Origin of the sequence: Planococcus maritimus (genome assembly GCF_001592825.1) — a bacterium.
In the GTDB taxonomy this organism is placed as follows: Bacteria; Bacillota; Bacilli; order Bacillales_A; family Planococcaceae; genus Planococcus; species Planococcus maritimus_C.
In genome coordinates this window covers 87,836-114,289 of record NZ_LTZG01000011.1, presented here as the reverse complement: position 1 = coordinate 114,289, position 26,454 = coordinate 87,836, and the positions used below count along the sequence as shown (strand labels likewise).

Genomic DNA, 26,454 nt, shown 5'->3' with positions numbered 1-26,454 from the left:
GCGCGCGTAATCTAAGCGCGGGCTATCCAGTCAATTAAGGAAAAGAACTACAGCAACGAAAGGATTTGCCATGGGCCGTTTATTCATAAAATTAACCATTATCATCACTGTGGCTTTGCTATTGTTTCTCCCAATCAATAACTTTGTCAAGCAGTCACGGAGTTACAATATTAACGACGACATCTTGGCGTTCAAGAAAGATCCGCATCCCGTCGACATCATCAACCTGGGCGCCTCCCATTCCATGTACGGCTATTATTTCAAACCGACAGGCCTGTCTCATTTGGATTTGGCGCTGCCTGCCCAGACGATTCAATACGATTTTAAATTGCTGAAAGAGTACGGCGAGCATTTAAAGCCAAACGGGGTAGTCATTGTCTCCATCTCCCAACTGACTTTCATCAATAGTAAGGACATGGACGTCGGGCGCTATTATGAAATTTTGGACCATAGCGAAATTGAACCATTCAGCCTAGTGGATTATTACCGGTATCTATACTTCCCGGGCACCAATAGCGAAATCTTCACGTCCGCCCTTTCAAGTAAATGGAAAGGCTTTAAGTGGACTTCCCATCAATCCTGGGCAAACGATGGCAAAAACTATGCGGAAAGAAAGACGGAGTTCATAGAAGAGCAGTATAGGGAAGCATCCGCAAACGATGAAATCGAGCAAAATGTACAGCAATTTCAGGAGCTCTTGGAATATTGCAAAGACCAAGGCTACCAAGTCGTACTGACCATGGAGCCAGTCCACCAAACGTATCTAGACCATTTTGACGAACAAGCGATGGAGCGGTTGGTGTTTCAATACTTAGACCCGCTAAATTTGGACGTACCTTTCTTAAACTACATGGACGATCCCCGATTCTCAGACAACCAAGACTATTTTATCGACTCCGACCACTTAAACAGTGAAGGCAGAAAAAAATATTCATGGATCGTCTACGAAGAGCTCAAGAGTATGGGCTATTTTGAGTAAGCTAAAACTCCTGACTACCAATTCTGGTGGTCAGGAGTTTTTTTATGAGCTTCGCATTTGAATGAGGCGTGAACCGTGCGAAGGAACAGTAAGACAAGCGTTCGTAAAACTAGTGGGAAGATAGCGGACGTTTGGAAAGTGAATGGGTGTGTTTACGAACGGTTATTTGTGTTCTGTTATATTAATATTTATAAGCGACTACCATGTCTATTCAATTAATCATTGTGGAGCTGGTCTTTCTGTTATTGAATGCAGGCTGGCCGCAACTGTAAAGGATCTAGAGACCATCAAAAAAGCGTTAAACTACAAAAAATATTCTTTTGCCAGGCATTCTACGGTCGGCATGCTGACCTTGAAATAAGCCATTAACAGTCAGGAATCCTTGACAAAGATAATTTTAGGCAGAGCTACAGCAAGTTACGAATAATGAAAAGACAATATAGTATCTATTGCAGAAAGAATTCGCATTTCAATCGAATTGTTGAAATTATGGACCTGTTGAATGAGCCGGCATCTCCGGTTGAAGTACACCGGGCGATTAGTTTCGAATGGGCCTTTATGTCTTACAGAACAGAAGGCAAATTAAAAGATTCAATGAAAAATCGAACAGCGGAAAAACCTAAAATTTCTTTTGACAAAGAAGTCATTGAATTTTGCTATTTAACAGGAACTATTATCGAAGTAGACATGTATATTCATCAGCTAGAAGACAATGAATCTTGCTGAGGGAAAAGTTTAGAGAACACCTTATCAAAATGTGTGTCCTTCAATCGAGAAGAATATTATAGAAGTGCTAATAGGCCGGATATCAGAAAAAAAGAAGCTCATTGTAGAGCTTCTTTTTTTTACGGAAAAGAATGGATTCCCTGAAAATTACTAACTGAATTTCCCTTCCAGCTATTGCATATTTTTGAATTGAAACTTATAGTAAAAATGACACAGTAAGTTTTTTGAAATATATAACAATTAAAAGAGATACTTACACAAGGCATCAAATTTTTAAAATGATAGCGATTGACTAAAACTCCATTATGTTTACAGCTTGAGTGCACACCTAGAGGAGATGCTTGGATTTATTGATACAACAGAATAAAGTTTCGGCTACTACTATTTGAGGAGAGTGGGCGTGTTATGAAAGCAGTTCGTAATGTGTTGGAATACCTAGAAGGAAATGGTGTGAAGTATATCTTTGGGATCCCGGCAGGTTCGGTCAATGCGTTTTATGATCAATTATTGGATTTTCCTGAAATGACTCCGATCGTCACGAAGCATGAAGGGGCCGCTTCTTATATGGCCGCTTCCTACGCAAAGTATTCTCGGGAGTTGAGTGTTTGTATCGGCAGCAGCGGCCCTGGAGGCACGAATCTATTGACTGGGGCGGCTAACGCGATGCGCGAGCATTTGCCGATCCTGTTTCTTACTGGGGCTGTGCCGGTCAGTACGATGGGCTTGAATGCGTCACAAGAACTGGATGCACAGTCGCTCTTTCAACCGGTCACAAAATATAGTGTGACAGTGTTGAAACCTGAGGATCTATTAGCTGAGGTGGCCAAAGCGACACAAATCGCCTTGTCCGGTGTTCCGGGCCCGGTCCATGTGGCGATGCCGATTGATGTGCAAATGGGGAACGTGGAACATTTGCCTATGCCAAAGCTTGAAATCGAGCGGACTGCCCCAATTTCCAATGAGTTAGTAAAGCGAGTAGCCGATCGGTTGATGCAGAAGAAAAAAGTGTTCATCTTTGCGGGGCAAGGGGTGCGCAATTCAGTGGCTCAAGTCGTCGAACTAGCCGAATTACTCGATTGGCCGATCGTCGCGACGCCTGTAGCTAAGGGACTGTTCCGAGGAGATCATCCGCTTTTTTCAGGCGTGTTCGGTTTTGCCGGCAATGAGCAGACCTCGTTGTTGGTGAACGAAGGCGATGCAGAAACCTTAATGGTACTGGGGTCGAGTCTAGGGGAAACTGCCACCAGCAATTACAACCCAAATCTTGCAAAAGACCGATTTGTGATTCAGCTAGACTTTGACGACACTGTTTTCGGCCGGAAGTATCCTGTTAATATTCCTGTGCATGGAGACATGACAGATAGTTTGTCCCAAATTATTGACGAACTTAAAGACCGAGGACTGACAAGACCGGAGACTGTGAAGTTAGTGGAGCGTGACCAGGGAACGGAGCGGGATGCGGAATACAATACGAAAAACGTCTTGCTAAAGCTGCAGGAATTATTGCCGGCTTCTACTCGCTATACGATTGATATCGGGGAGTTTATGGCTTATGTGATTCATCACATGGAAGTGTTGGAAGAAGACACTTTTGACATCAACGTCCATTTCGGTGCGATGGGGAGCGGGCTGAGTGCAGCGATCGGCTCGGCATTGGCTGAGCCTGATCGGCCAGTTGTGGCACTGACAGGCGATGGTTGTTTCTTTATGCACGGCATGGAAATCCTCACCGCCAAAGAATACAATCTGCCTGTTTTGTTCGTCGTCATGAATAATGCGCGACTAGGGATGGTTTACCAGGGGCATACTTTGCAATATAAACGCTCGCATCCCTCTTTTGAGCAAGAGCCAGTCAATATTGCGGCAATGGCGGAAGCCTTGAACATCCCGAACTTCCGCGTAGACACGTTTGACGATTTATCTCAAAACATGTTGGACGCATTAACCGGCTTGAACGGCCCTGCCATTTTAGAAGTGGCGTTGGTCGATAATAATATTCCGCCGATGGGCGACAGAGTGAAGTTTCTTTCTTCTTTTGGCAAGTAGAAACTAATTTCTGAGGGGACATCTCTATCAGAAATCAATAAAGGCTAGGTGAGAAGATGCGGGTTTGGAGCATCTTCTTTTTTTATTCCCGAAAGAGGCTGCGGCGTGGTTGGAAACCGTGCGAATGAAATCCCCCCTATTGTTCCAGAAAAATGTAAGGTACAATTAAATTAACAATTTTTTCTATATATTAAAGAGGAAAGGAAGGAATACCTTCATGATTTTGCATTCAGTAGAAGTGGGGACAGGAGAGCCTATTGTATTCTTGCACTCCGGACTACAGACGGGTTCGACTGACTTTGAATACCAAAGAGAATTCTTTAAAGATTCATTTCGTGTGGTGCTTCCGGATTTACGCGGACATGGCCAATCCATCCACAACGATTTATCCAACTTTTTTGAGGACGCTGCAAGAGACCTGGTGGATACATTGGCGAAAAAAGAAATAGACGCTATTCATATCGTCGGTGCTTCATTGGGCGCGTTGGTTGGCTTGTTTTTTGCTAAGCGGTTTCCTGAAAAAGTCAAAAGCTTGACGCTGTCTGGGATCACACCGGGAAAACCTGAGAATTGGAGCCAGATGCACAAGGAAGATGTAGCAGTTCAAACCCAGCTCCTTCAAAATGAAGAAGCTGTTCGTTACTTCGATCAATTGCACGCAGCCGATTGGAAGCAGTTTCTGCATATGGCGCGAAACGACGAATGGTATCCATTCGAAGAAACAAAAGATTTGGCGGGGATTCAGTCACCTATCTTGCTGATCGCGGGCGAAGGAAACCCTAACGAGACAACCGGGGCGATCTCTTATCGCTCCATGCATGAACATGTTCATGTTTCCATCATTCCCTTTGCCTCGCATCTAGTTCATCTGGAACAACCCAAACTATATAGCGAAGTATTGGACCTGTTTCTTAAAAACATTTCGTAAAGACATATGAAGTTGCTGGATTGAATGTTAACGCGGAATAAATAATGCAATATTGGAATGTTAGGAGGGATTCCAATGGCCGAATTTTTAACATCACTGCTTTTCACTTTTGTTCTTTTGCTGGTGATTTTCTCTGTGGCGTATAAGTTCTTGCTGCCAGAAAAGAAAATAATGAATATAAAAAATTTATCGATCATCCTAGGGCAGGCACTTGTTATCACGTTCATGCTGACGTTGATTTAGCTCGAGTTCATTGATAAGCAGGCCAATTGAAGGGAATGGTTCTTTGAAAAGCTTCAAAACGATAGTTCTTGGCATCTGTCTCGCGTTCACCTTAGCAGCTTGCGATCAGGCCGTTTGGTACGATACAAAAGAAGAGGCAATGGAAAATGGGCTGGAAGACAAAGCGCATGGTGTAACGGTGGAAGAATATAAAGGCGAAACGATTGTGTTGTATGAGTACGAAGGGGCTTTAGGGGCAGCAAGTATCACAGAAAGTGAAAAGGGCTATCATTGGTACAGAAGTGTTCCTTATCACGGATTTGAAAACACGGGGGACTTGCCCTATACAACTGGAAGTTTCACGTTTGAAACAGAAGCAGGAGTAGAAGTAGCTATCTTATACGGAGCAATTTTCGATTTCACGATGGAAATTAATGAGGTAGCCAGCCGTGAAGAATTGACTGAAGTAACAAGGCTGGATGAGTCCAATCTCTTTTATTCTTTGCTTGAATAAGCTTTTGCAGGCCAAATTTTTTTGGGGGGGAGTCGATGATTTCTATTCTGAAAGTAGTCAGTCTCATTTTGTTGTTATCACCTGCGCTGTTGATTTACACAGAGATGGCAAGCATACCGATTGCCGTAATTCTATTCTTGGTTGGCGCATTGCTCTATACGTATACCCTCAGTAAAAAGCGCGATCGGCATTTTCAAAAGCCCCGCTAAAAAGACAGACAGTAAATGAAATTAAATAACCTATGAGTTAAAGCGCTGAATCAATCACAAATTTGATTCGGCGCTTTTTATTAATTTTCTGTAATTTTTGCTAAATAACGTTGACCTTGTAGAAAGCGTTCTGTAAAGTTGAAAACGACGGAAGAAAAAACTGTAAATTTGAATAATTAAGTTTCAAAAATTTACAGAATAAAAACCACCAATACACAACTAAGGGCTTTTACTAAAAAGGAGGACGACAGGACGATGAATAACAGCTTATGGAACAAATCAGCAAAGGCGTTATTGGCAGTAGGGTTAGTCGCAAGCTTTGGGGTGCCGACATCACAAACGGCGGTGGAAGCAGCCGCTCCGGCAAATGACTTATTTATCTCGGAATACATAGAAGGCAGCAGCTTCAACAAAGCAATCGAGATTTATAATGGCACAGGCGCTTCTGTTGAATTGAGCCCTTATTCATTGTCGCTGTATACCAATGGCAGTACGTCCTCGCAAAGTGAAATGGCTCTTTCCGGCACTGTCGCTAACGGTGAGACGGTCGTCATTTATCACGGAAGCGCTAATGCAGCGATCCAAAGCAAGGGCGATTTGCAAAATAGCAGTGTCGTCAATTTCAATGGCGACGACGCATTGGTCCTAGAAAAATCTGGCGCTCCGATCGATTCGCTTGGCCAAGTAGGCGCACGCATCGATAACTTGAAAGATGTCACGCTGGTCCGCAATCCGGATATTCAGTCTGGCGACAGCATAGTGAATAACTCATTCAACCCTTCAACTGAATGGACGGTATACCCAAGCGATACAGTGGAATACCTAGGAAATCACACGATGGAATCTGGCGTAACCCCAGGCCCTGATCCAGATCCAACTGTAGATGGCTATTACGAAACGGCAAATGGTTTACAAGGCGAGTCATTAAAAGCAGAGCTTCACGACATCATCGATGGACACACGGAACTTAGTTATTCACAAGTATGGGACGCATTGAAAGTCACTGATGAAGACCCGAATAATGCGAATAACGTTCTCTTATTATATACAGGCGAGTCCCGTTCGAAATCCTTGAACGGCGGCAATGTCGGCGACTGGAACCGCGAACACACATGGGCGAAGTCTCACGGCAATTTCGGGACGGCGATGGGAGCGGGAACGGATATCCATCATTTGCGCCCGACCGACGTACAAGTGAATGGGCTGCGCGGCAATTTAGACTTTAATTATGGTGGCAGTGCGGTAAATGGCTGCGATGGCTGCTTGCGCACATCGACTTCTTGGGAGCCGCCAAATGAAGTGAAAGGCGATGTCGCCCGGATGCTGTTTTATATGGCGGTTCGTTATGAATCAGGTGACGGCGTAGACTTGGAATTGAATGATTTCGTGAATAACGGCTCAACGCCGTACCACGGCAAGATTTCTGTGTTGCTCGAATGGCATGAACAAGATCCGGTCAGCTCATGGGAACAGCAACGCAACGACAAAATCGAGGATATCCAAGGCAACCGCAACCCGTTCGTTGATCATCCGGAATGGGCAGAATCGATTTGGTAGAGAGTGCTTTAAAGGATTAGAGAAGCGAAACGTGAAAATGGCATTTGGATATGATCAACCATATTAGCCAGGCTATTCTTAACTAGTTCAATACTTACTTCATCAGGAGAAAAGCGGGTCTAGGCCACGCTTCTCTCCTTTTGTCTGATTGGAACTCTCGTGAATTGAATCATTTTGGTTATACTGAGCTGAGAGGGAAGGGGGTGGTCAAGATATTTACGACACGGGAAGCCAAAATTTTAGATGGGACTCCTCATTACTTGGTGATTGAAGAGATTGGGGAAATTGATTCTGCAAAACATTTTGAAGAGGTTTTAAGTGAATTGATGAAGTATATCAGGGAAAAAGAGATTCAATCAGTTTCCGTGGTACTTAATGAACAAGAAGTTGAATATACCCCATATGCAGAATTGCTTGGACAATTCAGTTTTGAAAGACAAGAAACTCAATTTTTTTATAGACGAGATTTGTCTAAATTCAAAAATATAAAAATGAAGTCGGCGTTTGCGGTTAAGTCCTTGAAAGAAATTGATAGTGATATATTTTTGAAAACGTGGGCAGAAGCTAGCAGTGGTTCGCTAAATGCCTCTACTCCTTTTTCCACACTCTCCGTGCAAGAAGAATTTGAAGGCCTGCAAACTGAGCTTGGGCCGGACTATGAAAAAAACTGTCTTGTTATTTTTTATAGAAACCAAGCGGTTGGTGTGACTATGCCTCAAATCGAAGAGGGAACTATCGATGAAGGAAGATTGTTTTATTTTGGGATTATACCGGCTTTCCGTAACAGGGGGTGGGGGAAATACCTACATAAATTGTCTCTACATTTTTTGAAACAAATGGGTGCCGCTTATTACATTGGTGCAACTGGACAAAATAATATTCCGATGCAGCGAATATTTGAAACGAATGCTTGTGAACTGATGGAAAGAAAATTTATTTATCGCTGGAAGGATAGCGTTAAGTAAGTAGGGGCGTTGCCTGGAATAAGAAAGAATGGACTAATTGTGTCATTTGCAAAATGTTAGATCGAGAATCGGAAAAATATATATGAGACTTTCAAAACGGCTTATACTAAACCCCTCGTAATCCTTTTAAAAAGATGCGAGGGGTTTAGTGTGTGTAGAAAGCCTATCGTTTTTGAGTGTTTTTGTATTCAAGCAGCAGGGGGCTAATATTCAACAAAATCGACAAAATCGTCAAAATCCATAACGCTGTTGCTATAATCGGTACGACATCCGCTAGCGCTGACCAATCTTCTGCGCGGACCCAACTGGCTACCATGCTGTAATCAGCCGCGATGGTTAAAGCGGTAAACGACAGTCCCAGCGCCATCGCTAGCCGATAGTCTTTCCCTGTCGCGTATAAAAAAAGGTTGGCACCGGTCGCCGTGATGGCAAGCAGGCCGAATAGGAACCACATCGCTTCACCTCCAATTGATAAATGATGATGATTCATTAAGACTGCACGACATGCTTAATGGTTGCGGAAAAAGATATGGAGCAGCAGGAAGACGTGAGTTTATTTTCATTTTAAAAATAACTGAAAATACCGATTTTTGAAACTTTATACAGTTGAATGCGTACTATAAGTTAACTAAGTGAACAAAAGACGAAAGGGGAGATTTTTATGCATTGGATGATGTGGATTTTCTGGGGGTTCTTTGGAGCTTTGTTTGTTGGAAGCTATATTGTGGATAAGCTGACAAAGAAAAAATACAGCTTGGGGAAAGCAGACAAATCCTTAAACCAAAGCACGGCAGAAGCAGATGCAAGGCGTCAAGCCACTCGCAATAACCACGAAAGCGGCATGTTTTAAGAAAATAACTGACATTTTTTGTGTCGTTAAGCAGGTGTAAGTTCCGGGTGAACGGGTACAGTATACAAAATGCACGACGAGGAGGAATTGCTGTATGGCCAGAAAAGGAACCGCTGGGCGCACGCCTGAAAAGCAAGTGGGGGCACGTGAATCTGCGATTGATAAAGCAATCAATAAAACAAAAGAGGCGCTAGATGGAGACAACGAAGCAACGGATTATGGCGAAGAAAAAGGCAGAGATCAACAGGAAGACGCAAAAGAATATTCAAAGCACGTATCAAGCGAAGACGATCACGATGTGACGGATAAAGAGCACAACTAAAAAAAGGAGCTTGAGGACATGTCCTCGAGCTCCTTTTGTGATTTAGGATGGGTTGGTCGACCAAAGTCCGGCGCTTTTGACAAAGACGCGCGGGTGCAATTTCAGGCTCGCGACGATCAAGTCTGCCAAGTCTTCCGGATGCATGACTTTTTCAGCGTCCCCCGTGATCAAATTGGACTCGTGAGCAAGGTCGGTGACCACTGTGCTCGGCGTCATCGCCGTAACACGGATATTGTGCTTGCGTACTTCGAGTGCGAGCGATTCAGTCAAGCCCATGACAGCGAATTTGGAAGAGCTGTAAGCGCTCGTGACCGGTGCGCCTTTTTGTCCTGCGGTAGATGAGATATTAATAATATCGCCTGAGCTTTGCTCGATCATGCCAGGCAAGACGGCACGTGTGGCGTTATAAACACCCATCAAATTGACGTCGACGATGTTTTTCCATTCTTCTGGAGATAGTTCCATAAAGCCGCCGAATTTTCCGGTGCCGGCGTTATTGATCAAGATGTCGATAGCCCCGAGTTCGTTTTTGAGTTTCTCTGTCGCTTGTTCAATCGCTGCGAGATCCGTCACATCGGCTGAAGCTGTTGCCACTTTGACATTCGCATCTTGCAGTTCGACAGATACTTTGTCGAGGTTTTCCTGATTCAAGCCGATCAAACCGACATTTACGCCTTCATTGGCAAGAGCGATCGCTGTCGCACGGCCAATGCCGCGTCCTCCACCTGTGATGATCGCCGTTTTCCCTTTAATTGATTGCATCGTAACACTCCTTCAGTTTGGGCAGGACAAGGCCTTCCCGCAATTAAATACTTTCTTATTATCTGTGATTTGATTCGGAAATGCATGCGAGGCGTCTTGAGAAGGTGATTTTCCGGTTACTGAGAAAAATCGTATTTGCTGTGTATTGATATCAGCGAGATATTGGAGTGTTTGGAGAAGCGTCCGCTCGACTCCTGTGGTAAAGCGAGACGACCGAGACCCCGCAGTGAACGTAGTGAGCGAGGAGGCTTGGGCGCGAGCCTACGGAAAGCGAGCGGTAAGCTTCGGAAAATACGTTTAAGTATTGAGTCAAAATAAAAACAACCCGGGAAATCCCGGGCTGTTCGTGTGATCAATATTTATAGGATTGGCCGCCGTCGATCGGAATGACGGTAGCGTTGATGAATTTCGCTGCATCCGATAACAAGAAAGCGACGAGGTTGCCGACTTCCTCTGGTTTGCCGAAACGTTTCATCGGGTTGACGCTGACGAATTCCTTGCCGGCTGCTTCCCAGTCGTCTCCAGCAATTTGCTTCAAAGAGCCTTCGACCATTGGCGTCATGATGGCGCCTGGGGCGATGGCGTTGATGCTGATGCCAAACTCACCATATTCGATGCCGGAATTGCGTGTCATGCCGACAACGCCGTGCTTGCTCGCTGCATAGCCAGACTGGTTGCCGATGCCGCGGATGCCGCCGACCGAGGCCGTGTTGACGATCGAGCCATGGCCTTGTTCTTTCATTACTTTCAAGACGTGCTTCATGCCGTAGAAGACACCGTTCAAGTTGATGCTGATGACTTTTTCGAATTCGTCAGAGCCGTAGTTTTCCGTCAAATTCTGTTTGCCTTCAATGCCGGCGTTATTGAAAAAGCCGTCAATTTTTCCGAACGTATCGAGCGTGAATTGAACATAGTTTTTTACTTGTTCTTCATCGGTGACATTCGCTTCGAAGATTTTAACGGAAGCGTCCTTAAAATCCGCCAGAATTTCATTTTTGCTTGTTTCCAGCGATTCTTTGTTCATATCGACAAGTACGAGCTTGCCGCCTTGAGCTGCGATGGAATTGGCAGCGGCGCGGCCGAGGCCAGAACCCCCGCCAGTAATGAGAACAACTTTGTCTTGGTAATCGATCATGTGAACATCTCTCCTTTTGGTGGATATGCTAAACTTGAAAATAGGCTACTCTTTCACTGTAAGCCTTTACAAAAAAGCTCTCAATCAATAAAATTTCCGGATGTGTCGAATAACTCGACACATCCTTGAAAACTGTCGAGTTGAAGGGGGATTGGCGATGAAGAGCAAAAAAGAAAAAATGTCTCCGCAAGCAGAGCGAACGAAACGGCATTTAAAAGAAGCGTATATCGAATTGATCAACGAAAAAGGATATAGCCACGTGTCGGTGACGGATATTGTCCACCGAGCGCAGTATAACCGCGCGACCTTCTATTTGTATTATCTAGACAAGTTTCATTTGACTGAAGAACTGCTCGAAGAAATGTTCCGGCAGATTAAACGAACCAGTACCGAGCGCTACAAAAAGGGAGCGGATGTGCTCACTTCGGCAATGGATGCGGATTCTTTTGAATTGATCCGCTTTGTGTATGATAATCGTTCTTTTTTTAATTTATATCTAGCAGAAGACACCATCCCCGGACTTCACGGAGAGTTGCCGCAAGCGATTTTTGAAATGCTCGACGAAGGGTTTACATTCGAAGGGATCCACAGCGACCATATTAACTCCCAGCAGTTTAAACGGTATATGGCGTACGGGACTTCAGGACTTATTCTGGAATGGGCCAAAACAGGCTATGAGAAATCCCCAAAAGAAATGACCGGCACTTTGATCGACATTGTGCGGTCGTTTGCGACAGCTTTTCGGTTCAATTGAAAATCCAGCCTTCCTGAATGCGGGAAGGCTGGATTTTGTTTTGGCGCTTTGTGGATTAGTTGCTTGAGCTGGTCAGGAAGTTCAACAGTTCGTCATTAAAACGTTCCGGTTCATCGGCGTTCATGCCGTGGCCGCTTTCTTCAAATGGCACCAACACGGAATCTGGAATTTCCTTGTTCAACAGTTCGCCAAGTTCATACGGGCAGATCTGGTCTTTTTTGCCGTGGAAGATGGCTGTCGGCACGGTAATCGATGACAGCTCGCCGCGCAAGTCTTCGTCGCGCAGGGCAACGGCTGAGTTCAGTGTGGAGTGTGCGCCTGCTTCAAGCGCCAGTGACTGGAACCAATTCAGGAATTGAGGGGAATGTTCCTGTTCGAAAAACAAGTCCGCAAACTCTGTAAGAAACGCCGGGCGGTCTTTTTCGATTTGGGCGATGATGTCGTCCACTTCTTCAGGTTTCATGCCGACGTTGAAATCATCACGCCGCGTGAAGATCGGAGCTGCAGCACCCATCAAGAGGAGTTTGTCGACTTTTTCCGGACCGAATTTTGTCAAATAACGAATCGCGATCGGGCCGCCCATTGAAAAACCGGCGAGCACGAATGGTTCTAGACGAAGTTCATTGACGACCGCTTCCAGGTCTTTGGCCATCGTATCGTAATCGTACCCTGCCCAAGGCTTGTCGGATTTTCCGTAGCCGCGCATGTCGACACCGATATAGCGGAAGCCATTCTTCGCGAGCAAGCTCGTCTGGTATTCGAATGCTTTATTGTTCAACGGCCAGCCGTGAAGAAAGACGACCGGCTGTCCTGAACCGATATCTTCTACATGAATTTTTACGTTTTCTTCAACTTGAATATAATGTCCCACTTAAGTTCCTCCTAGAGTTTTGATTAACTACTCCCTTCTATTTCCTTTTTCGAAGTTTCTGTAAACTTAAAAATGAAAAAATCTTTAATTGAAATGTCTTTAGTTCAAAATAGTAGATATGCGTGGTGTATTTCCTTTCAGCATAGGTCTAATTCCATAAATTTGGAATTTAGCCCATCAATTTTCAGAAAATAGGGTAGACTGGAATTATTCATCATTTATCCAACACAGGAGGGTTTCAATGGTACAACACGCAGGACCAGAACAAGCAAAGAAAAAAAGCAAAGTTAAAGTGCCCCATATTTTTGTTATTCTCTTCATCATGATCGCACTCGCCTCGCTCGCAAGCTACGTCATCCCGGCTGGACAATTCGAACGCCAGACAAACGACAGTGGCGCGGAAGTCATTGTGCCGGGGACCTTCGAATATGCGGACTCTTCTCCGGTGACTTTCTTTGAATTCATGTTCGCAATTCCGGACGGCTTTATCCAAACAGCCGAAATCATTTTTGGAATCATCATGATTGGCGGAATGTTCGCGGTTATTGAACGGACCGGGGTTATCGCGCTAGGTGTTAATAAACTCGCCAGCAAGTTTGCCGATAAAGGCTTGTGGATCATTCCGACCTTGATGCTGCCGTTTGCGCTGTTCACTACTTTCACTGGGCAAGTGGAGATGTCGCTCATCTATCTGCCGGCGATTTTACCGCTCGTCCTGAAGCTCGGTTTTGACCGCATCACGGCAGCAGCGATTGTGCTCGTCTCGACCATTGCCGGGTTTTCGGTCGCGTTAGCGATTCCAGCAAACCTCGGGGTAGCGCAGGAAATCGCGGAACTGCCGCTGTATTCCGGCATCGGATTTAGAATCGTGTTATTGGTGATCGTCATGCTGGCTGGGATGGCTTACGTATGGCGTTATGCAAAGAAAGTACATAACAATCCGGAACTAAGTATTGTTTTCGATGAAAATAATATGGAGCCGCAAGTCGAAGAAATGGCCCCGGCGAAGGCGACGAAGCGCCAGATATGGACGGCTTTCACCTTGCTTGCGGCATTTGGCGTCTTGCTTTTCGGCCTCTTGAATTACGGTTGGTATTTCCGTGAATTGACCGGTCTGTATGCGTTGATTGGCATTACGGCTGGGCTTGTCGCAGGGCTTAAGCCTTCTGAAATCGCCGATGCGTTCAATGAAGGTTTCAAAAAAATCCTGCTTGGCGCGATTGTCGTCGGGATTGCGCGCGGCATCGCCGTGGTCCTCGATGCCGGCGATATTATGGATACGATCATATTTGCGCTCGGCGAATTTGTCAGCATCATGCCGGATTCATTGACGGCAGTATTCATGCTGATTGTCCAGGCAGCGCTCAACTTCCTCATTCCATCGGGGAGCGGGCAGGCGATGGTGACGATGCCGATCATGACCGGCTTGTCCGACATCAGCGGCGTCACTCGCCAGACGGCGGTCTTGGCATTCTTGCTCGGTGACGGCTTTACGAATATTTTCTACCCAACGTCTGGATATTTCATGGCAACGCTCGCTGTCGGCGGCATCCGCTGGGAGAAATGGCTGAAGTTCATTTTCCCGTTATTGATTGTTTGGTATTCCGTTGCCGTCGTGGCACTCATCATCGCCCAGTTCATCGAATACGGCCCGCTTTAATCTAGTTTACACATACCGTCTCCAGCGCTTTTTTTCACTAGCGCCAGGGGGCGGTTCTTTTCATTCCAACGGACTCAAATGAAACCAATTCAACGATTAAACGTATTCATACTACTCTGACAACCGGTGGGAGTTAGAGTGAGTAAGCATTTTAGAGGAGAATTTCAAAAATAATAGAAGTTTTACAGAACCACAAATTTAATCGAAGAGGAGAATGAACAATGGAAATCCTAAAACGTTTCAGAGATATCATGACGAGCAATATCCACGCGATGCTGGACAAGGCGGAAGACCCGGAAAAAATGATCGATCAGTATTTGCGCGATTTGAATAGCGATCTTGGCAAAGTGAAATCCGAAACGGCCGCGATTATGGCAGCGGAAAAACGCGAGCGCCGCGAATTGGATGAATTGAAGAAAGAAATGGACGACATGCAGCGCTACGCGGTCAAAGCACTTGAAGCGGGCAACGAGGATGACGCCCGGAAATTCCTTCAGCGTAAGGCGGAATTATCGGAACGCGTAACAGACAAGGAAACGGCAGTTGAACTCGCGGCAACCAACACGCAGCAGATGCGCCAAATGCACGATAAATTAGAAAGCGATATCAGCGAACTCGAATCACGTCGCCAGGAACTAAAAGGCAAAGCGGCGGTCGCGAAGACGCAGCAGCGCATGAACGATTTCGCGTCTAGTGTCAGCGGGGCGGGCGAACGCATCTCGGCGTTCGATGCGATGGAGAAAAAAATCAACCAGCAGCTGGATGAATCGGCAGCAATGGCTGAACTCAATAAAAGTTCCGAGACGAGCATCAAGGACTTGGCGAAAAAATACGACGATGGCCCAAATGTTGACGATGAGTTGGAATCCTTGAAGTCAGGGACGAATGTCGACGCTGAATTGGAAGCGTTGAAAAGCCAAGTAAACAAGGGCGAGTAATGTCCGGAAACTAGGGACAGTCCCGAAATTCGAAGGGAGGAAACTCGTTTGGTCATCCATTATAAATGCCCGAATTGTGGGGCCGACATGGCATTCGATAGCGAATCGGGCCATTTAAACTGCCCGAGCTGCGGCCACGAAGAAACAATTGAGACTTTGCCGGAAGAAAATATCGAGCGCAAATTCGACGAAGGCGAAGCGAAAGAATATCATTGTGAAAACTGTGGGGCCATCATCTTGACGGAAGCTGAAACGACCGCGACTCATTGTGGCTTTTGCGGAGCGCCGGTCGTGCTCGCTGATCGGCTGACGGGAGATCTCGCCCCTGCCAAAGTCATCCCATTCACCGTCAGCAAAGACGAGGCGGTCGCAGCGTTCAAGAAATGGACGCGCGGCGGGCGTTTGACCCCGCGCGGCTTTATGAGCGGTGAGCGCATCAAGAAAATGACCGGCATGTATGTGCCGTTTTGGCTTTATGATATTGAAGGGGAAGCCCATGTCCAAGCCATTGGCACGCAAGTCCGCACGTATCAAAGAGGCGATACGATTTACACCGAGACAGACTTTTACGATGTGTTCCGTGAAATCGATTTGAGCTATTTAAAAGTGCCGGCCGATGCCTCTGAAAAAATGGACGATGTGTTGATGGATAAACTTGAGCCTTATGATTACAGCGACTTGAAAGATTTTCGCATGCCGTATTTGGCGGGCTATTTAGCCGAGAAATACGATTTTGACGATGAGCAATTGTTTTCCCGCGTCGAATCGAAAATTATCCCCTATATCGACTCTTATATCAGCACAACCATTTCGGGCTATTCGTCCGTCAGCTATACGAATAAGCAAATCGATGCGCAAAAAAAGAAAGTCTATTACACCTTGTTCCCGGTATGGATGGTGTATTACGATTTCGACAATAAAGAGCACACCTTTGCGATGAATGGCCAAACCGGCAAAGTGGTCGGCAAGCCGCCGATCAGCAGCGGCAAAGTCGCCCTATGGTTCACCGGCATCGCCGCCTCGAGTTTTGTGGCCATGAAAGCCATCGCCTTTGCGGTAGGGGGTGTCTTATGGTGAAACATTTCTCGCAAAAATTGGCATGGGCGCTATTGATGGGCTTATTGTTGATCGCCTGTGGCATGCCGGCTTTCGCGCAGGCCGCTGACTTGATTCACGATGAAGCCGGCTTGCTCAGTGGCGAAGAAGCGCAGGAACTGGAAGCCCTAGCAGAACAATACGGCGCAGAACAAGACGTCGATTTTCTGTTTTTGACCACCAATAGTACAGACGGGCAATCCATTGAAGCTTATATGGGAGATTTCTTCGATGCGCGTGCCGATAGCACCGGCCAAGAAGATGCGGTACTGTTGACGATCGATATCGGCGGGCGCGAACTCTATCTCGCAGGATTCGGCACGGCCGAGCAAACCTTGGATTCAGAACGCGTTGAACTCGTACTCGACCGCATCATGCCGGAAATACAGGCTGAGGATTACGGCGGGGCGTTCGAAGATGCAGTCGTCACGTCAAGCGAATACATGGAATACCGGCCGGGTGTCAATCCGGAGAGCATTTTCTTAAAAACCTGGTTTCATTTAGCTATCGCGATCCTGCTAGCAGGCATCATCGTCGGATCGATGCTCTATAACGCAGGGGGCAAGGTGACGACGACCCCTGGCACATACGTCGACCGGGACCACACACGCGTACGCAGCCAGGACGACCGCTTCCGCAATAAAACCGTCACGCGCAGAAAAGTCCCGAAAAATAAAGACGGCGGCGGATTTGGCGGTGGCGGTGGCATGACCGGCGGCGGACGTTCATTCAGTGGCGGCGGTCGAAGCTTCTAGGCGATTGAACAAAGGAAGGAATGAAGAACATGGCGTTTTTTGGCAATCAATTTTCAGATGTGGTGGAATGGGAAGAGTTCCGCGACGATATGATTTTTTGGAAGTGGACGAATAAGGAAATCAAGAAAGGCAGCCGGTTAATCATTCGGCCAGGCCAGGATGCGATTTTCTTCAACAACGGCAAAGTGGAAGGGATCTTCGAGCAAGAGGGCGAGTACGACATCGTTTCAGAGATTGTGCCGTTCCTGTCCACTTTGAAAGGGTTCCGTTTTGGTTTTAACAGCGGCATGCGGGTCGAAGTGCTATTCGTCAATACGAAAGAATTTACCGTCAAATGGGGAACGAAAAGCCCAATCAATATCCCCGCTCCGCAGCTTCCGGGCGGCATGCCCATCCGCGCGAACGGCACGTTCCATTTTAAAGTGAACGATTACGTCAATTTGATCGATAAAGTTGCCGGCGTCAAACAAAGCTACCTGGTCGAAGATGTCCAACTGCGCATTACGGCGCGTCTCGATCAATTATTGATGAAGTGGATCACCCGGGAAGGCAAGGACATGTTCAATTTGCAGTCGAATTCACATGAAATCGGCAAGGGCATCCAGGATGACTTGAACATGGAAATCATGGACGACGGGATGAAAGTGACTGGCTTCCAGGTCATGAGCTTTAACTACCCGAAAGAAATCCAGGACATGATCAATAAAAACGCCTCACACGGCATGGTCGGAGACGTGTCAAAATACCAGCAAATCTCTGTCGCAGATGCGATGGGCAAATCATCCGGATCAAATACAGCCTCCGATATGGCGGGCATGATGATGGGCATGAACATCGCCAAGGAAATGATGGATGACCAGAAAGAATCGTCTAACTCGAGCGCAAGTTCATCAAGCGTTTCAGGCAGCACCGGCGGCCAACAAGGACCGAACTTCTGCCCGAATTGCGGCGAGAAAGTAAGCGGCGCAAAATTCTGCCCAAACTGCGGGCAAAAGCTGGTCGAATAGAAGGCGAAAAAACAGGAAGGGAGCGATGTGCTCTCTTCCTGTTTTTTCTTGGCTACTTCCGGATTCCGCTGAACAACAATTCCAGCCAGCCGTCAATTTCACCCGTCAAATCAAAGTCGCCGTCGAAGATTGCCCAGTCGTAAAGCGTACCGCGCATACTGCGGGACAATAACAATGCAAGCCGCCCGGATGAGACAGAGGGGCTCAATTCGCCGTGCGCCTGCCCTTCAGATACCATTTGTTCGAGAATGGTGTAAAGCGGGCGTTCCGTGTCGGACAAATAATTATCGACAGAAGGCGTGAGTGCATAGGCATACAGTGCACGGATGCCGTCGCGCCCGAGCTCATCTCGCAAATACGCCATTTGTACTGTGGCGAGTTTGCGGATTTTCTGCTCTGCCGGCAAGTCTTCTGGCAGGCTGTCCTGGAAATCGCGGTAGAATTGGTCGATTTCCTTGAACTTTTCAAGAAAGATATCGTATTTGGTCGTGAAATGCCCATAGAATGCCCCTTTGGAAGTTGCGCTTTTCCGGACGATTTCATCTACCGATACCCGGTCAAATCCCTTTTCGCTGAACAATGCCAGCGCGGTACGGAGGATGCGTTGTTTTGTTGCGGTCGCTTTTTCCTGTCTGCTCGTCATAATGGCTCCTTTCTGCCAGTCGTTCTATTTCAAGAACCACTATTAGACTGAATTATTTGAAAACGATTGACAAAGTTCTATTGAGTTCAATAGACTATAGTCTATAGATTATAGACTGCGGTCTATGGAATTGACAAGACGAGAGAGGATGTTGATGATTTTGATAGCGGAACAGACATTGATCGACCTCTTAATGGCACAATGTAAAAAGCGAAGCGCACAGCCATTTCTGGTGTTCGAGGATAATACAGAGGAAGTGACACAATACAGCTACGGCGAATTTTTGGAGCGAGTCGAACAATTCAGCGGCGCGCTTTTTGAACGCGGCATCCGCAAAGGCGATAAAGTGACGCTTCATTTGCCGAACTCCGCGGAATTTGTCGTCTGCTGGTTTGCCCTTGCAAAGCTCGGAGCCGTCATGGTCCCGACCAATATTTTGTCGGCTGCGGCGGAAATGGACTATTTAATCGGCCATTCGGAATCGGTCCTGCTCATTACGGAACCGGAATACATCGAGAAGTTTAAATCCATCCAAAAAAATCTCCCGAAGCTCCGGCAGATTATCCTGGCGCGGACGGATGAACCGGGTAAATTTGAAAGCGTTAACAAAATGATTGCGGAATTTTCAGGTGAAGTGCCGGAAACGGAAATCCATACGGAAGACGTGACAGCGATTTTGTACACTTCCGGCACCACGTCAAAACCGAAAGGCTGCCTCATTACGCATGCCAATTATATTTACACGGGACGCATTGTAGCGGAGCATATCGGCTTTACGGAAAAAGACCGTGCGCTTGTCGTCTTGCCGATGTTCCATGGCAACGGCCAGTATTATATGATCATGCCGAGTTTGGTTGCGGGAGGCAGTGTCGCCATCACGGAACGCTTCAGCGCAAGCCGCTATGGGCGCCAAGTCCAGCGTTTAGGTGCAACGCTCGGTTCGCTCTTCGCTGCGCCCATCCGAATGATCCTCGCGCAGCCATACGCTGAAGAGGAGCGCATTAATAAGCTGCGTGCCGTCATTTTCGCCCAGTCGGTGACTACTGAAGAATTGAAGGCGTTTGAACAGCGCTATAATACTTCGCTATACCAGATTTACGGCATGACAGAAACGGTTGCGCCGCCCTTGATGAATCCATTGCAAGGCACTAAAGACAATACAAGCATCGGCAAACCGATCGCTGAATCGCGCATCAAGCTGATCGATGAAGAAGGCAATGAAGTGCCGGACGGGGATCCGGGAGAGATTTTGCTTGAAGGCATTCCCGGAAAAACCCTTATGAAAGGCTATTACAATAATCCGGAAGCGACCAATCAAACTTTGCAAAACGGCTGGCTCCATACGGGAGACAAGGCACGCAAATCGGAGGATGGCTTCTATTATTTTGTCGACCGCCAAAAAGACATGATTAAACGCGCCGGCGAGAATGTTGCAGCGAGCGAAGTGGAAAATGTCATCATGGAGTACACTGCCGTCTATGAAGCAATTGTCATCGGGATCCCGGATGCGATGCATGACGAAGCATTAAAAGCCTTCGTCATCCTGAAGCAAGGGCAAACGGCAACCGAACAGGAAGTAATTGATTATTGCAAAGGGCAGTTGGCCAAATTCAAAGTGCCATCCGCCATCGAGTTTGTCGAAGATTTCCCGCGTACGTCCGTCGGCAAAATCCAAAAACACAAACTGAAAGAAATTGAATTGAAGAAGCTGGCTGAATAGAAAGGAAGAAATCTGCATGGAAAACACATTATACAATCAAGTGGCGCTAATTACCGGAAGTGCACGCGGCATCGGCTTTGCCTGCGCAAAAGCACTCGCAAAACGGGGAGCTTCAATCGTTTTGACGGATATCCTGGATTGCGATGATGCACAACAGCTGCTGGAATCGGAGTTTCCAGGTATCCGCGTATTGGCGCTGCAAGTGGATGTCCGCGACAGGGCCCAAGTCGAACGGGCAATTCACGAAACGGTAGAGGAATTTGGCGGAATCGATATTGTCGTCAATAACGCTGGTACCGTTTCGCGCCTGAGCTTGAAAGATATGACGGACGATGATTGGAGCCGCGATATCGAGACGAACTTGCGCGGCACGTTCTTGTTCACACAAGCAGCCATCTATCCGCATATGGTCAACCAAGAGAGCGGGCGCATCATCAACATTAGCTCGATTTCCGGCATGATGGGCGGCGCCATTTCTTACGGCGAAGATGGCGAGCGGCAAGGGCGTTCAGGCCCTGCTTATGCCGCGTCAAAAGGCGGCATCATCGCTTTCACGAAATGGGTCGCAAAAGAAGTCGGCGAGTTCGGCATCACCGTCAACAGTGTCGCGCCAGGGCCGGTTGAGACCGCCATCACCAAAGGCGTCAATTATCCGCTCGAGCTGCAATCGATCAAACGCCCGGGACAGCCGGAAGATATCGGCGAAGCGGTCGCTTATTTGGCATCACCCGCTGCAAGCTATGTCACGGGCGAAGTATTGAAAGTATGCGGCGGTGCAGGAAACGGCGCATAAGAAAAGGTTCCAAGGGAATTGTCCCTTGAAACCTTTTTTGTTTATTTCGTGCTGGTGAAGCCGCCGTCAATGCGGATAACGTCGCCATTAATGTATTGCGCTTTAGAAGTCAGTAGGAACGCCACAAGTTCTGCGACTTCATCAGAGGTCCCAAGCCGCTGTTGCGGGATGCCTTCTTCTGCACTTTTCTTCATTTTCGGATTGGCGTCAAAATAGGCTTTGACCATCGGCGTTTCAGTCGGACCAGGAGCCACAGCGTTCACGCGTAAGCCGTCTTTCGCGTATTCGGCAACCAGTGACTTAGTCATGCCGACGATGCCGTGCTTGGTTGCGGAATAGGTGACGACTGTATCCTGTCCAATGACACCCGCGCTCGATGCGGTATTGACGATTGACCCGCCACCGTTTTTCACCATTATTTCCGCCACGTAGCGAAGGCCATATAACGCGCCAAGCATATTGATCCCCACGATTTGCTCGATTTCTTCAATATCCGTTTCGAGAAACGGCTTGCCGCTTCCAGAAATGCCAGCGTTGTTGAAGAAATAATCGATGGAACCAAATTGTTCAATTGTTTTATCAACGTAGTTTTTTACTTCTTCTGACTTGGAGACATCGGCTTTAATAAAGATTGCATCCGGTCCAAGTGCTTTCACTTGCTCGACCGTCTCATTGCCGCCTTTTTCACTGATGTCGACAACTGCGATATTGATGCCTTCCTGTGCCAAACGCAACGCGGCCGATTGCCCGAGCCCGCTGCCGCCTCCTGTGATGATTGCTGTTTTTGCCATGTAGAATCTCCTCCTTGTGCTAAGTGCTTCATTTCTCTGTTTACCCGCAACAAAGGGAGGATAATCAAGGCTGGTTATAGGAGCGAATCAAAATGCGTCACTGGCTTTTTTGAATTAATTGGTGCAAACCTTCGTAAATTTCCACGATTTCGGCTTGTTTCATCCGCACTAGGCCACTTGAAGAAGGAGCGACAAATTCGATGACACCAGGAATGACTGAGTCTGGCTGTTTGCCCCAATGAGTGGATTTCTTGCCGCTAAATTGGAGGTAGACACCTTTGCCGACAAAACATACTACTTTCGGGCGGTAACGTTCGATTTTGCGTTTTAATTGTTCGGCGCCTTCTTTGTATTCTTCCTTGGTGATATCAGCCGCTGCTTTAGTCGGGCGGGGAACGATATTGGTCAAGCCGTATCCGAGCTCGAGTAGGTCATGGTTTTCTTCAGGCGCGTATTTTCTGGGTGTCAGCCCGGATTCATAAAGGATTTTCCAGAAGCGGTTGTTTGGGTTCGCGTAATGATAGCCGGTTTCACTAGAGCGGATGCTCGGGTTGAACCCGACAAATAGGATGTCGAGCCCGTCTTTCACGTGATCGGGAATGGGTGTAAGTTCCATGGGATTCTCCTTTTTAACTAATTGATGATTTTAGTCTATCGTGAAAGCCGAGAAACGAACAATCACGGCACATAGTAGAACACCCGAACCGCAACATTCGGTTCGGGTGTTTTGTTATTCGATCGTATGCTCAATTTCCGCTGGATAATTTGTGCCTTCTGTCGATGTCATCCATACTTCAAGCGTGTAAGTGCCAGGTTCGAGATTGGCTGCTGGCACTTGAATATCGTATTGAAGCTCTTCGCCAGGGGATAAGTTTTCTTCACCCAGCGCTTGAGTGTACATGCTGACGGAAGACATGCGGAATACTTCGATGCCCTGTTCGTCAGTTAAGGTAAAATCGTAGCGCTGTCCGCTCGTAAAGTTGAACGTCACGAGCTCTTGTGTATCGTTTTTTACGGTATAACGGTAGTTTCCATTGTCCATTTCTTCGATTGTTGATGTGACTTCACCTTCGATGATCTCGCCCCCTGTATCCGGATCTTCCGGTAGATTGTCGCTTTCTGTACCGCACGAAGCGAGCATTAAAAGAGCCACGATTAGCATGAACCAACTAGTTCCGGCTTTTTGCTTCATTGGGTTCGCCCCCTTTTTGTGTCTATAGAGTAGACCGCAAGAGGCCATAAAAAGTTACAGAAACGAGTATCTTGTGCTGTTCTTGTGGCGGCTTGCTGGCCTATACTGGTCTTATACCCTAAAGGAGGGCCAAGTAATGCCTGAATTGTTCAATGATTTCCGCGAAGTACTGACAGCCAAAATAAAATGTCTCGGTATAAGTACCTTCGTAGTTGCCAAGTACATGGCACTCGGATTGATTCCTTTGTATCTTATCTATTTGGCCATAAATTAGTTGGCACAAGAGAGGCTCTGAAAAGAGTCTTTTTTATTTCCAATTACTGTAATATTGACTATATTTTCAGAATATTATAATATTGAAGAACTACCGCTCAGTCAGAAGGGGAGATTCATGAACAAACAAAGGAGGAATGGGAGATGAACATTACCACGTCTTTGACGATGAACGCGACGCGTCAGCCTGATTTAGTTGCATTGAATTTTGAGGGGAAATCCTATACGTATCAGGAATTAAACGCGGAAGTGAATCGCTTGGCGAACGCTTTAGTACGTGAAGGGATTTCAAAAGGCGAGAAAGTCGCGCTATTCATGAAGAATTCGGATGCTTACGTCATAGCATTTTTTGCGGCATTGAAGGCAGGGGGCGTCGTCGTCCCAGTCAATTACAGGCTAAATGCTGAGGAAGCGGGATATCTCTTCGGTCAGTCGGATGCGGCCTATGTGTTTTGCGATCAGGAGTTTGAAAGCTTAGTGGCGGAAGCAAAGGAATCGGAGGAGCTGCTGCATCAAGTAGTCGTCTACCCGAAAGCGCAAGAGCAAGCCCATCTGAGCTGGGACGAAATGCTGGATAATGATCGCACGGAACCTGGCATCGACATCTTGCCGGATGACGATGCTGAAATCCTCTATACTTCAGGAACGACCGGCCCACCGAAAGGAGCACTTTTTGACCATCAGCGAATCGTCAATGTCAGCACCTCTTTCATCCTCGGGACCGGTGTCAATCATGATGACCGCTTGCTTCATGCTGCACCGTTTTTCCATCCTTCCCAGCTGAATTTATTTTTAGTGACTGGCGTCATACTCGGCGTGCCACAAACCATCTTGCGCGACTTCGCGACCAGGGATGTATTGGAAGCCATTCAACAGGACGGCTGTACGGTGTTTTTCGGGTTGCCGGATATGTACCATGCATTGATGGAAGCACCGGAGAGCACGTACGACCTTGGGACGATTCGTAAATGCATGTACGGGACAGACCCGATGCCAAGCGGCCTGGTAGCACGTGCGATGAAATTCTTCGGTCACGAACAATTTTATAATTTATGCTTTCTCACAGAGGGTGGTCCGGGAGGCGTTTATTTGTTGCCAAGCGAGCATGCTCATAAAGAAGGCGCCGGCGGTAAGTCGATGTATATGACACATGTCCGAGTGGTCGATGAATCAATGAATGACGTCGCGCCGGGGCGAGTCGGCGAATTCATCATGCGCGGCGAGACGATCATGAAATCGTATTATAAGATGCCGGACGAAACCGAAGCCGCCTTCCGAAATGGCTGGCTGTTGACTGGCGATCTTGCGACAATCGACGAAGACGGCTATATCACGCTCGTCGACCGAAAATCTGACCGCATCATCTCTGCGGGAAACAATATCTATTCAATTGAAATTGAACAATTGCTAAATCGTCATCCGCAAATTCAGGAAGCGGCGACTGTCGGAATCCCTGAAGAAGAGTGGGGCGAAATCGTCGGTGTTGTCATCGTTCCAAAAGAAGGGGAGACGATCGATGAAGTGGCGCTTTCGGAATACTTGCTGGAACATTTGCCGCCTCACAAAGCACCGAAAAAATTCCGTTTCGCGGATGAATTGCCGCGCAACGCTTCAGGCAAAATTTTAAAATACCAATTGCGTGAACGGCATATCAGTGAATACACTTGGTTCCGTCATACATTCATTGAACGTTGAAAAATAGCGCCCTGATGGTTCGGGGCGCTATTTCTCTGTGGTATGATGGAACAGGATTTGAATCGAACACGGCAGGAGGATTTTTTTAGATGGACAATAACGATGTATTGATCCGGTTGCGTTATGCGCTGGACTTGAAAAATAGCGACGTAAAAGAAATTTTCGCACTCGGCGGGGAAAAAGTGGATGCGGTGGATGTCCCATTAATCTTAACGAAAACGCCGGAACCTGACGATGAAGGGGCAGAACCTAATATTCCGTTGGCAAATGACCAATTGGAACGTTTCCTGAACGGTCTGATCACGTTTAACCGTGGCCCGAAACCCGGCGACTCCGGACCACCTGAAGTCAGCGGGGAGCACGTTAACAACTTGGTCTTGAAAAAACTGCGTATTGCGTTGGAACTGACGAGCGAAGACTTGCTCGATTTGTGGAAGCTGGCCGGAATCAATGTCTCCAAAGGTGAACTTGGAGCGTTTCTTCGGAAAGAAGGGCACAAGAACTACAAAGAGTTGGGCGATCAACTTATGCGGAATCTTCTTAAAGGCATCACGCTGAACTATCGTCCGTAATGAAAAAGCGCGGCATCCGAATTGGATGCCGCGCTTTTTCTTATTCTCCACCGCTTGTATAGCGGTTGTCGCCCATGGTGTAATTCGAGCTGTCGCCAGGCTTTGCGTCCGGGTGGGTCGGCTTGTCGTAATAAGCAGACGTCCTGCGCCGGCGGTCGACGATAAAGCCAAGGCCGAAGACGATAGCGATCGGAACCAGGAAATAGAACATGCAATCTCTCCTTTGTGCTGAATAGAAGTTGAAGAAGTTAGTGACATGGATTGTTCGTTGGTGATGTCATCGCCAAATAGTCGCCTCCCGCTTGGGGCTGGCCTCTCGCCAGGAGCCAAGAAGAACACTTGTCTCCTGGCGAGAGGCCAGCCCTTGTGCGCGGTTCGGCTTATACATTTCATTGTAGTTTTGAGCGATGAAGTATTTCTTTTTCACATTTTCATCCGCTGGTGGTGATGCTTATTTAGGCTTGATAGTGACATGGGTTG

At 47.1% G+C, this 26,454-nt stretch carries 29 protein-coding genes; 20 read left to right on the top strand and 9 right to left on the bottom strand.

Features of this window, described 5'->3' with window-relative positions; all coding sequences use genetic code 11:
- Nucleotides 1–70 precede the first annotated feature (70 nt).
- The 8 genes from AY633_RS09240 (at nucleotide 71) to AY633_RS09210 (ending at nucleotide 8,146) form a co-directional block, all read left to right on the top strand.
- Nucleotides 71–979 (top strand): hypothetical protein, encoded by a 909-nt coding sequence (locus AY633_RS09240; RefSeq protein ID WP_068488070.1) that lies wholly within the window; start codon nucleotides 71–73, stop codon nucleotides 977–979.
- Nucleotides 980–1,468: 489 nt separating this feature from the next.
- The gene (locus AY633_RS09235; protein ID WP_068488068.1) at nucleotides 1,469–1,705 is read left to right on the top strand and encodes a hypothetical protein; all 237 of its coding nucleotides are present in this window, start codon (nucleotides 1,469–1,471) and stop codon (nucleotides 1,703–1,705) included.
- 405 nt (nucleotides 1,706–2,110) lie between these two features.
- The gene (locus AY633_RS09230; protein ID WP_068488066.1) at nucleotides 2,111–3,751 is read left to right on the top strand and encodes a thiamine pyrophosphate-binding protein; all 1,641 of its coding nucleotides are present in this window, start codon (nucleotides 2,111–2,113) and stop codon (nucleotides 3,749–3,751) included.
- Between the two features lie 217 nt (nucleotides 3,752–3,968).
- Nucleotides 3,969–4,679 (top strand): alpha/beta fold hydrolase, encoded by a 711-nt coding sequence (locus AY633_RS09225; RefSeq protein WP_068488065.1) that lies wholly within the window; start codon nucleotides 3,969–3,971, stop codon nucleotides 4,677–4,679.
- Between the two features lie 75 nt (nucleotides 4,680–4,754).
- Nucleotides 4,755–4,922 carry a hypothetical protein gene (locus tag AY633_RS16620; protein WP_171900940.1) on the top strand — a complete coding sequence of 56 codons (168 nt, stop codon included), beginning with the start codon at nucleotides 4,755–4,757 and terminating at the stop codon, nucleotides 4,920–4,922.
- Between the two features lie 43 nt (nucleotides 4,923–4,965).
- A complete protein-coding gene (locus tag AY633_RS09220; RefSeq protein ID WP_068488064.1) occupies nucleotides 4,966–5,415 on the top strand; it encodes an ABC transporter substrate-binding protein in 450 nt (149 codons plus the stop codon).
- A 464-nt stretch (nucleotides 5,416–5,879) separates the two neighbouring features.
- Complete coding sequence (locus AY633_RS09215; RefSeq protein WP_068488062.1) at nucleotides 5,880–7,181, top strand: endonuclease; 1,302 nt, start codon at nucleotides 5,880–5,882, stop codon at nucleotides 7,179–7,181.
- A gap of 203 nt (nucleotides 7,182–7,384) precedes the next feature.
- A complete protein-coding gene (locus AY633_RS09210; RefSeq protein ID WP_145915670.1) occupies nucleotides 7,385–8,146 on the top strand; it encodes a GNAT family N-acetyltransferase in 762 nt (253 codons plus the stop codon).
- 163 nt (nucleotides 8,147–8,309) lie between these two features.
- Here the strand turns inward: AY633_RS09210 and AY633_RS09205 are convergent, their stop codons facing one another.
- Nucleotides 8,310–8,600 carry a hypothetical protein gene (locus AY633_RS09205; protein ID WP_068488059.1) on the bottom strand — a complete coding sequence of 97 codons (291 nt, stop codon included), beginning with the start codon at nucleotides 8,598–8,600 and terminating at the stop codon, nucleotides 8,310–8,312.
- A gap of 207 nt (nucleotides 8,601–8,807) precedes the next feature.
- Here AY633_RS09205 and AY633_RS09200 point away from each other — a divergent pair, with 207 nt between their 5' ends.
- Nucleotides 8,808–8,996 (top strand): hypothetical protein, encoded by a 189-nt coding sequence (locus tag AY633_RS09200; RefSeq protein ID WP_068488058.1) that lies wholly within the window; start codon nucleotides 8,808–8,810, stop codon nucleotides 8,994–8,996.
- Nucleotides 8,997–9,090: 94 nt separating this feature from the next.
- Nucleotides 9,091–9,318 carry a hypothetical protein gene (locus AY633_RS09195; protein WP_068488056.1) on the top strand — a complete coding sequence of 76 codons (228 nt, stop codon included), beginning with the start codon at nucleotides 9,091–9,093 and terminating at the stop codon, nucleotides 9,316–9,318.
- Between the two features lie 42 nt (nucleotides 9,319–9,360).
- Here the strand turns inward: AY633_RS09195 and AY633_RS09190 are convergent, their stop codons facing one another.
- A complete protein-coding gene (locus AY633_RS09190; protein WP_068460919.1) occupies nucleotides 9,361–10,080 on the bottom strand; it encodes a 3-ketoacyl-ACP reductase in 720 nt (239 codons plus the stop codon).
- 352 nt (nucleotides 10,081–10,432) lie between these two features.
- On the bottom strand, nucleotides 10,433–11,215 hold the full coding sequence (locus AY633_RS09185; protein WP_068488055.1) for a glucose 1-dehydrogenase: 783 nt from the start codon (nucleotides 11,213–11,215) through the stop codon (nucleotides 10,433–10,435).
- A gap of 157 nt (nucleotides 11,216–11,372) precedes the next feature.
- Between AY633_RS09185 and AY633_RS09180 the strand changes: the two genes are divergently transcribed.
- Nucleotides 11,373–11,969 (top strand): TetR/AcrR family transcriptional regulator, encoded by a 597-nt coding sequence (locus tag AY633_RS09180; protein WP_068488054.1) that lies wholly within the window; start codon nucleotides 11,373–11,375, stop codon nucleotides 11,967–11,969.
- 55 nt (nucleotides 11,970–12,024) lie between these two features.
- Here AY633_RS09180 and AY633_RS09175 read toward each other — a convergent pair whose 3' ends face one another.
- Nucleotides 12,025–12,840, bottom strand: coding sequence for an alpha/beta fold hydrolase (locus AY633_RS09175; RefSeq protein WP_068488053.1), 816 nt, complete (start codon nucleotides 12,838–12,840; stop codon nucleotides 12,025–12,027).
- Between the two features lie 241 nt (nucleotides 12,841–13,081).
- Between AY633_RS09175 and AY633_RS09170 the strand changes: the two genes are divergently transcribed.
- The 5 genes from AY633_RS09170 (at nucleotide 13,082) to AY633_RS09150 (ending at nucleotide 18,295) form a co-directional block, all read left to right on the top strand.
- On the top strand, nucleotides 13,082–14,500 hold the full coding sequence (locus AY633_RS09170; RefSeq protein WP_068488052.1) for a YfcC family protein: 1,419 nt from the start codon (nucleotides 13,082–13,084) through the stop codon (nucleotides 14,498–14,500).
- Between the two features lie 221 nt (nucleotides 14,501–14,721).
- Complete coding sequence (locus tag AY633_RS09165) at nucleotides 14,722–15,438, top strand: PspA/IM30 family protein (protein WP_068488051.1); 717 nt, start codon at nucleotides 14,722–14,724, stop codon at nucleotides 15,436–15,438.
- 48 nt (nucleotides 15,439–15,486) lie between these two features.
- Complete coding sequence (locus AY633_RS09160; RefSeq protein WP_068488050.1) at nucleotides 15,487–16,515, top strand: TFIIB-type zinc ribbon-containing protein; 1,029 nt, start codon at nucleotides 15,487–15,489, stop codon at nucleotides 16,513–16,515.
- A complete protein-coding gene (locus AY633_RS09155; protein WP_082799223.1) occupies nucleotides 16,509–17,288 on the top strand; it encodes a TPM domain-containing protein in 780 nt (259 codons plus the stop codon). Before AY633_RS09160 ends, AY633_RS09155 begins: the two co-directional genes overlap by 7 nt.
- A gap of 29 nt (nucleotides 17,289–17,317) precedes the next feature.
- The gene (locus AY633_RS09150; protein ID WP_068488049.1) at nucleotides 17,318–18,295 is read left to right on the top strand and encodes an SPFH domain-containing protein; all 978 of its coding nucleotides are present in this window, start codon (nucleotides 17,318–17,320) and stop codon (nucleotides 18,293–18,295) included.
- 52 nt (nucleotides 18,296–18,347) lie between these two features.
- Here the strand turns inward: AY633_RS09150 and AY633_RS09145 are convergent, their stop codons facing one another.
- Nucleotides 18,348–18,938 carry a TetR/AcrR family transcriptional regulator gene (locus AY633_RS09145; RefSeq protein WP_068488048.1) on the bottom strand — a complete coding sequence of 197 codons (591 nt, stop codon included), beginning with the start codon at nucleotides 18,936–18,938 and terminating at the stop codon, nucleotides 18,348–18,350.
- 154 nt (nucleotides 18,939–19,092) lie between these two features.
- Between AY633_RS09145 and AY633_RS09140 the strand changes: the two genes are divergently transcribed.
- Nucleotides 19,093–20,658: an AMP-binding protein gene (locus AY633_RS09140; RefSeq protein ID WP_082799222.1), complete on the top strand. Its 1,566-nt coding sequence runs from the start codon at nucleotides 19,093–19,095 to the stop codon at nucleotides 20,656–20,658.
- 16 nt (nucleotides 20,659–20,674) lie between these two features.
- A complete protein-coding gene (locus tag AY633_RS09135) occupies nucleotides 20,675–21,451 on the top strand; it encodes an SDR family NAD(P)-dependent oxidoreductase (protein ID WP_068488047.1) in 777 nt (258 codons plus the stop codon).
- A gap of 41 nt (nucleotides 21,452–21,492) precedes the next feature.
- Here AY633_RS09135 and AY633_RS09130 read toward each other — a convergent pair whose 3' ends face one another.
- The 3 genes from AY633_RS09130 to AY633_RS09120 all read right to left on the bottom strand — a co-directional run bounded on the left by AY633_RS09130 (nucleotide 21,493) and on the right by AY633_RS09120 (nucleotide 23,434).
- The gene (locus AY633_RS09130; RefSeq protein ID WP_068488046.1) at nucleotides 21,493–22,242 is read right to left on the bottom strand and encodes an SDR family NAD(P)-dependent oxidoreductase; all 750 of its coding nucleotides are present in this window, start codon (nucleotides 22,240–22,242) and stop codon (nucleotides 21,493–21,495) included.
- A gap of 97 nt (nucleotides 22,243–22,339) precedes the next feature.
- Nucleotides 22,340–22,858: a G/U mismatch-specific DNA glycosylase gene (gene mug, locus AY633_RS09125; protein WP_068488045.1), complete on the bottom strand. Its 519-nt coding sequence runs from the start codon at nucleotides 22,856–22,858 to the stop codon at nucleotides 22,340–22,342.
- 114 nt (nucleotides 22,859–22,972) lie between these two features.
- Nucleotides 22,973–23,434, bottom strand: coding sequence for a BsuPI-related putative proteinase inhibitor (locus AY633_RS09120; protein ID WP_068488044.1), 462 nt, complete (start codon nucleotides 23,432–23,434; stop codon nucleotides 22,973–22,975).
- 387 nt (nucleotides 23,435–23,821) lie between these two features.
- Here AY633_RS09120 and AY633_RS09115 point away from each other — a divergent pair, with 387 nt between their 5' ends.
- Together AY633_RS09115 and AY633_RS09110 are read left to right on the top strand one after the other, a co-directional pair.
- Nucleotides 23,822–25,402, top strand: a complete 1,581-nt coding sequence (locus AY633_RS09115; protein WP_260804559.1) for a class I adenylate-forming enzyme family protein — start codon at nucleotides 23,822–23,824, stop codon at nucleotides 25,400–25,402.
- Nucleotides 25,403–25,491: 89 nt separating this feature from the next.
- Complete coding sequence (locus tag AY633_RS09110; RefSeq protein WP_068488042.1) at nucleotides 25,492–25,974, top strand: YehS family protein; 483 nt, start codon at nucleotides 25,492–25,494, stop codon at nucleotides 25,972–25,974.
- 40 nt (nucleotides 25,975–26,014) lie between these two features.
- Here AY633_RS09110 and AY633_RS16615 read toward each other — a convergent pair whose 3' ends face one another.
- Nucleotides 26,015–26,185, bottom strand: coding sequence for a hypothetical protein (locus AY633_RS16615; RefSeq protein ID WP_171900943.1), 171 nt, complete (start codon nucleotides 26,183–26,185; stop codon nucleotides 26,015–26,017).
- Between the last annotated feature and the right edge of the window lie 269 nt (nucleotides 26,186–26,454).

Bases quoted from the DNA above. Each gene is read 5' to 3' on its own strand.
- AY633_RS09240 (WP_068488070.1), top strand. From the start codon at position 71: ATGGGCCGTTTATTCATAAAATTAACCATTATCATCACTGTGGCTTTG.
- AY633_RS09235 (WP_068488068.1), top strand. From the start codon at position 1,469: ATGGACCTGTTGAATGAGCCGGCATCTCCGGTTGAAGTACACCGGGCG.
- AY633_RS09230 (WP_068488066.1), top strand. From the start codon at position 2,111: ATGAAAGCAGTTCGTAATGTGTTGGAATACCTAGAAGGAAATGGTGTG.
- AY633_RS09225 (WP_068488065.1), top strand. From the start codon at position 3,969: ATGATTTTGCATTCAGTAGAAGTGGGGACAGGAGAGCCTATTGTATTC.
- AY633_RS16620 (WP_171900940.1), top strand. From the start codon at position 4,755: ATGGCCGAATTTTTAACATCACTGCTTTTCACTTTTGTTCTTTTGCTG.
- AY633_RS09215 (WP_068488062.1), top strand. From the start codon at position 5,880: ATGAATAACAGCTTATGGAACAAATCAGCAAAGGCGTTATTGGCAGTA.
- AY633_RS09205 (WP_068488059.1), bottom strand. From the start codon at position 8,600: ATGTGGTTCCTATTCGGCCTGCTTGCCATCACGGCGACCGGTGCCAAC.
- AY633_RS09200 (WP_068488058.1), top strand. From the start codon at position 8,808: ATGCATTGGATGATGTGGATTTTCTGGGGGTTCTTTGGAGCTTTGTTT.
- AY633_RS09195 (WP_068488056.1), top strand. From the start codon at position 9,091: ATGGCCAGAAAAGGAACCGCTGGGCGCACGCCTGAAAAGCAAGTGGGG.
- AY633_RS09190 (WP_068460919.1), bottom strand. From the start codon at position 10,080: ATGCAATCAATTAAAGGGAAAACGGCGATCATCACAGGTGGAGGACGC.
- AY633_RS09185 (WP_068488055.1), bottom strand. From the start codon at position 11,215: ATGATCGATTACCAAGACAAAGTTGTTCTCATTACTGGCGGGGGTTCT.
- AY633_RS09180 (WP_068488054.1), top strand. From the start codon at position 11,373: ATGAAGAGCAAAAAAGAAAAAATGTCTCCGCAAGCAGAGCGAACGAAA.
- AY633_RS09170 (WP_068488052.1), top strand. From the start codon at position 13,082: ATGGTACAACACGCAGGACCAGAACAAGCAAAGAAAAAAAGCAAAGTT.
- AY633_RS09165 (WP_068488051.1), top strand. From the start codon at position 14,722: ATGGAAATCCTAAAACGTTTCAGAGATATCATGACGAGCAATATCCAC.
- AY633_RS09155 (WP_082799223.1), top strand. From the start codon at position 16,509: ATGGTGAAACATTTCTCGCAAAAATTGGCATGGGCGCTATTGATGGGC.
- AY633_RS09150 (WP_068488049.1), top strand. From the start codon at position 17,318: ATGGCGTTTTTTGGCAATCAATTTTCAGATGTGGTGGAATGGGAAGAG.
- AY633_RS09145 (WP_068488048.1), bottom strand. From the start codon at position 18,938: ATGACGAGCAGACAGGAAAAAGCGACCGCAACAAAACAACGCATCCTC.
- AY633_RS09140 (WP_082799222.1), top strand. From the start codon at position 19,093: ATGATTTTGATAGCGGAACAGACATTGATCGACCTCTTAATGGCACAA.
- AY633_RS09135 (WP_068488047.1), top strand. From the start codon at position 20,675: ATGGAAAACACATTATACAATCAAGTGGCGCTAATTACCGGAAGTGCA.
- AY633_RS09130 (WP_068488046.1), bottom strand. From the start codon at position 22,242: ATGGCAAAAACAGCAATCATCACAGGAGGCGGCAGCGGGCTCGGGCAA.
- mug (WP_068488045.1), bottom strand. From the start codon at position 22,858: ATGGAACTTACACCCATTCCCGATCACGTGAAAGACGGGCTCGACATC.
- AY633_RS09120 (WP_068488044.1), bottom strand. From the start codon at position 23,434: ATGAAGCAAAAAGCCGGAACTAGTTGGTTCATGCTAATCGTGGCTCTT.
- AY633_RS09110 (WP_068488042.1), top strand. From the start codon at position 25,492: ATGGACAATAACGATGTATTGATCCGGTTGCGTTATGCGCTGGACTTG.
- AY633_RS16615 (WP_171900943.1), bottom strand. From the start codon at position 26,185: ATGTTCTATTTCCTGGTTCCGATCGCTATCGTCTTCGGCCTTGGCTTT.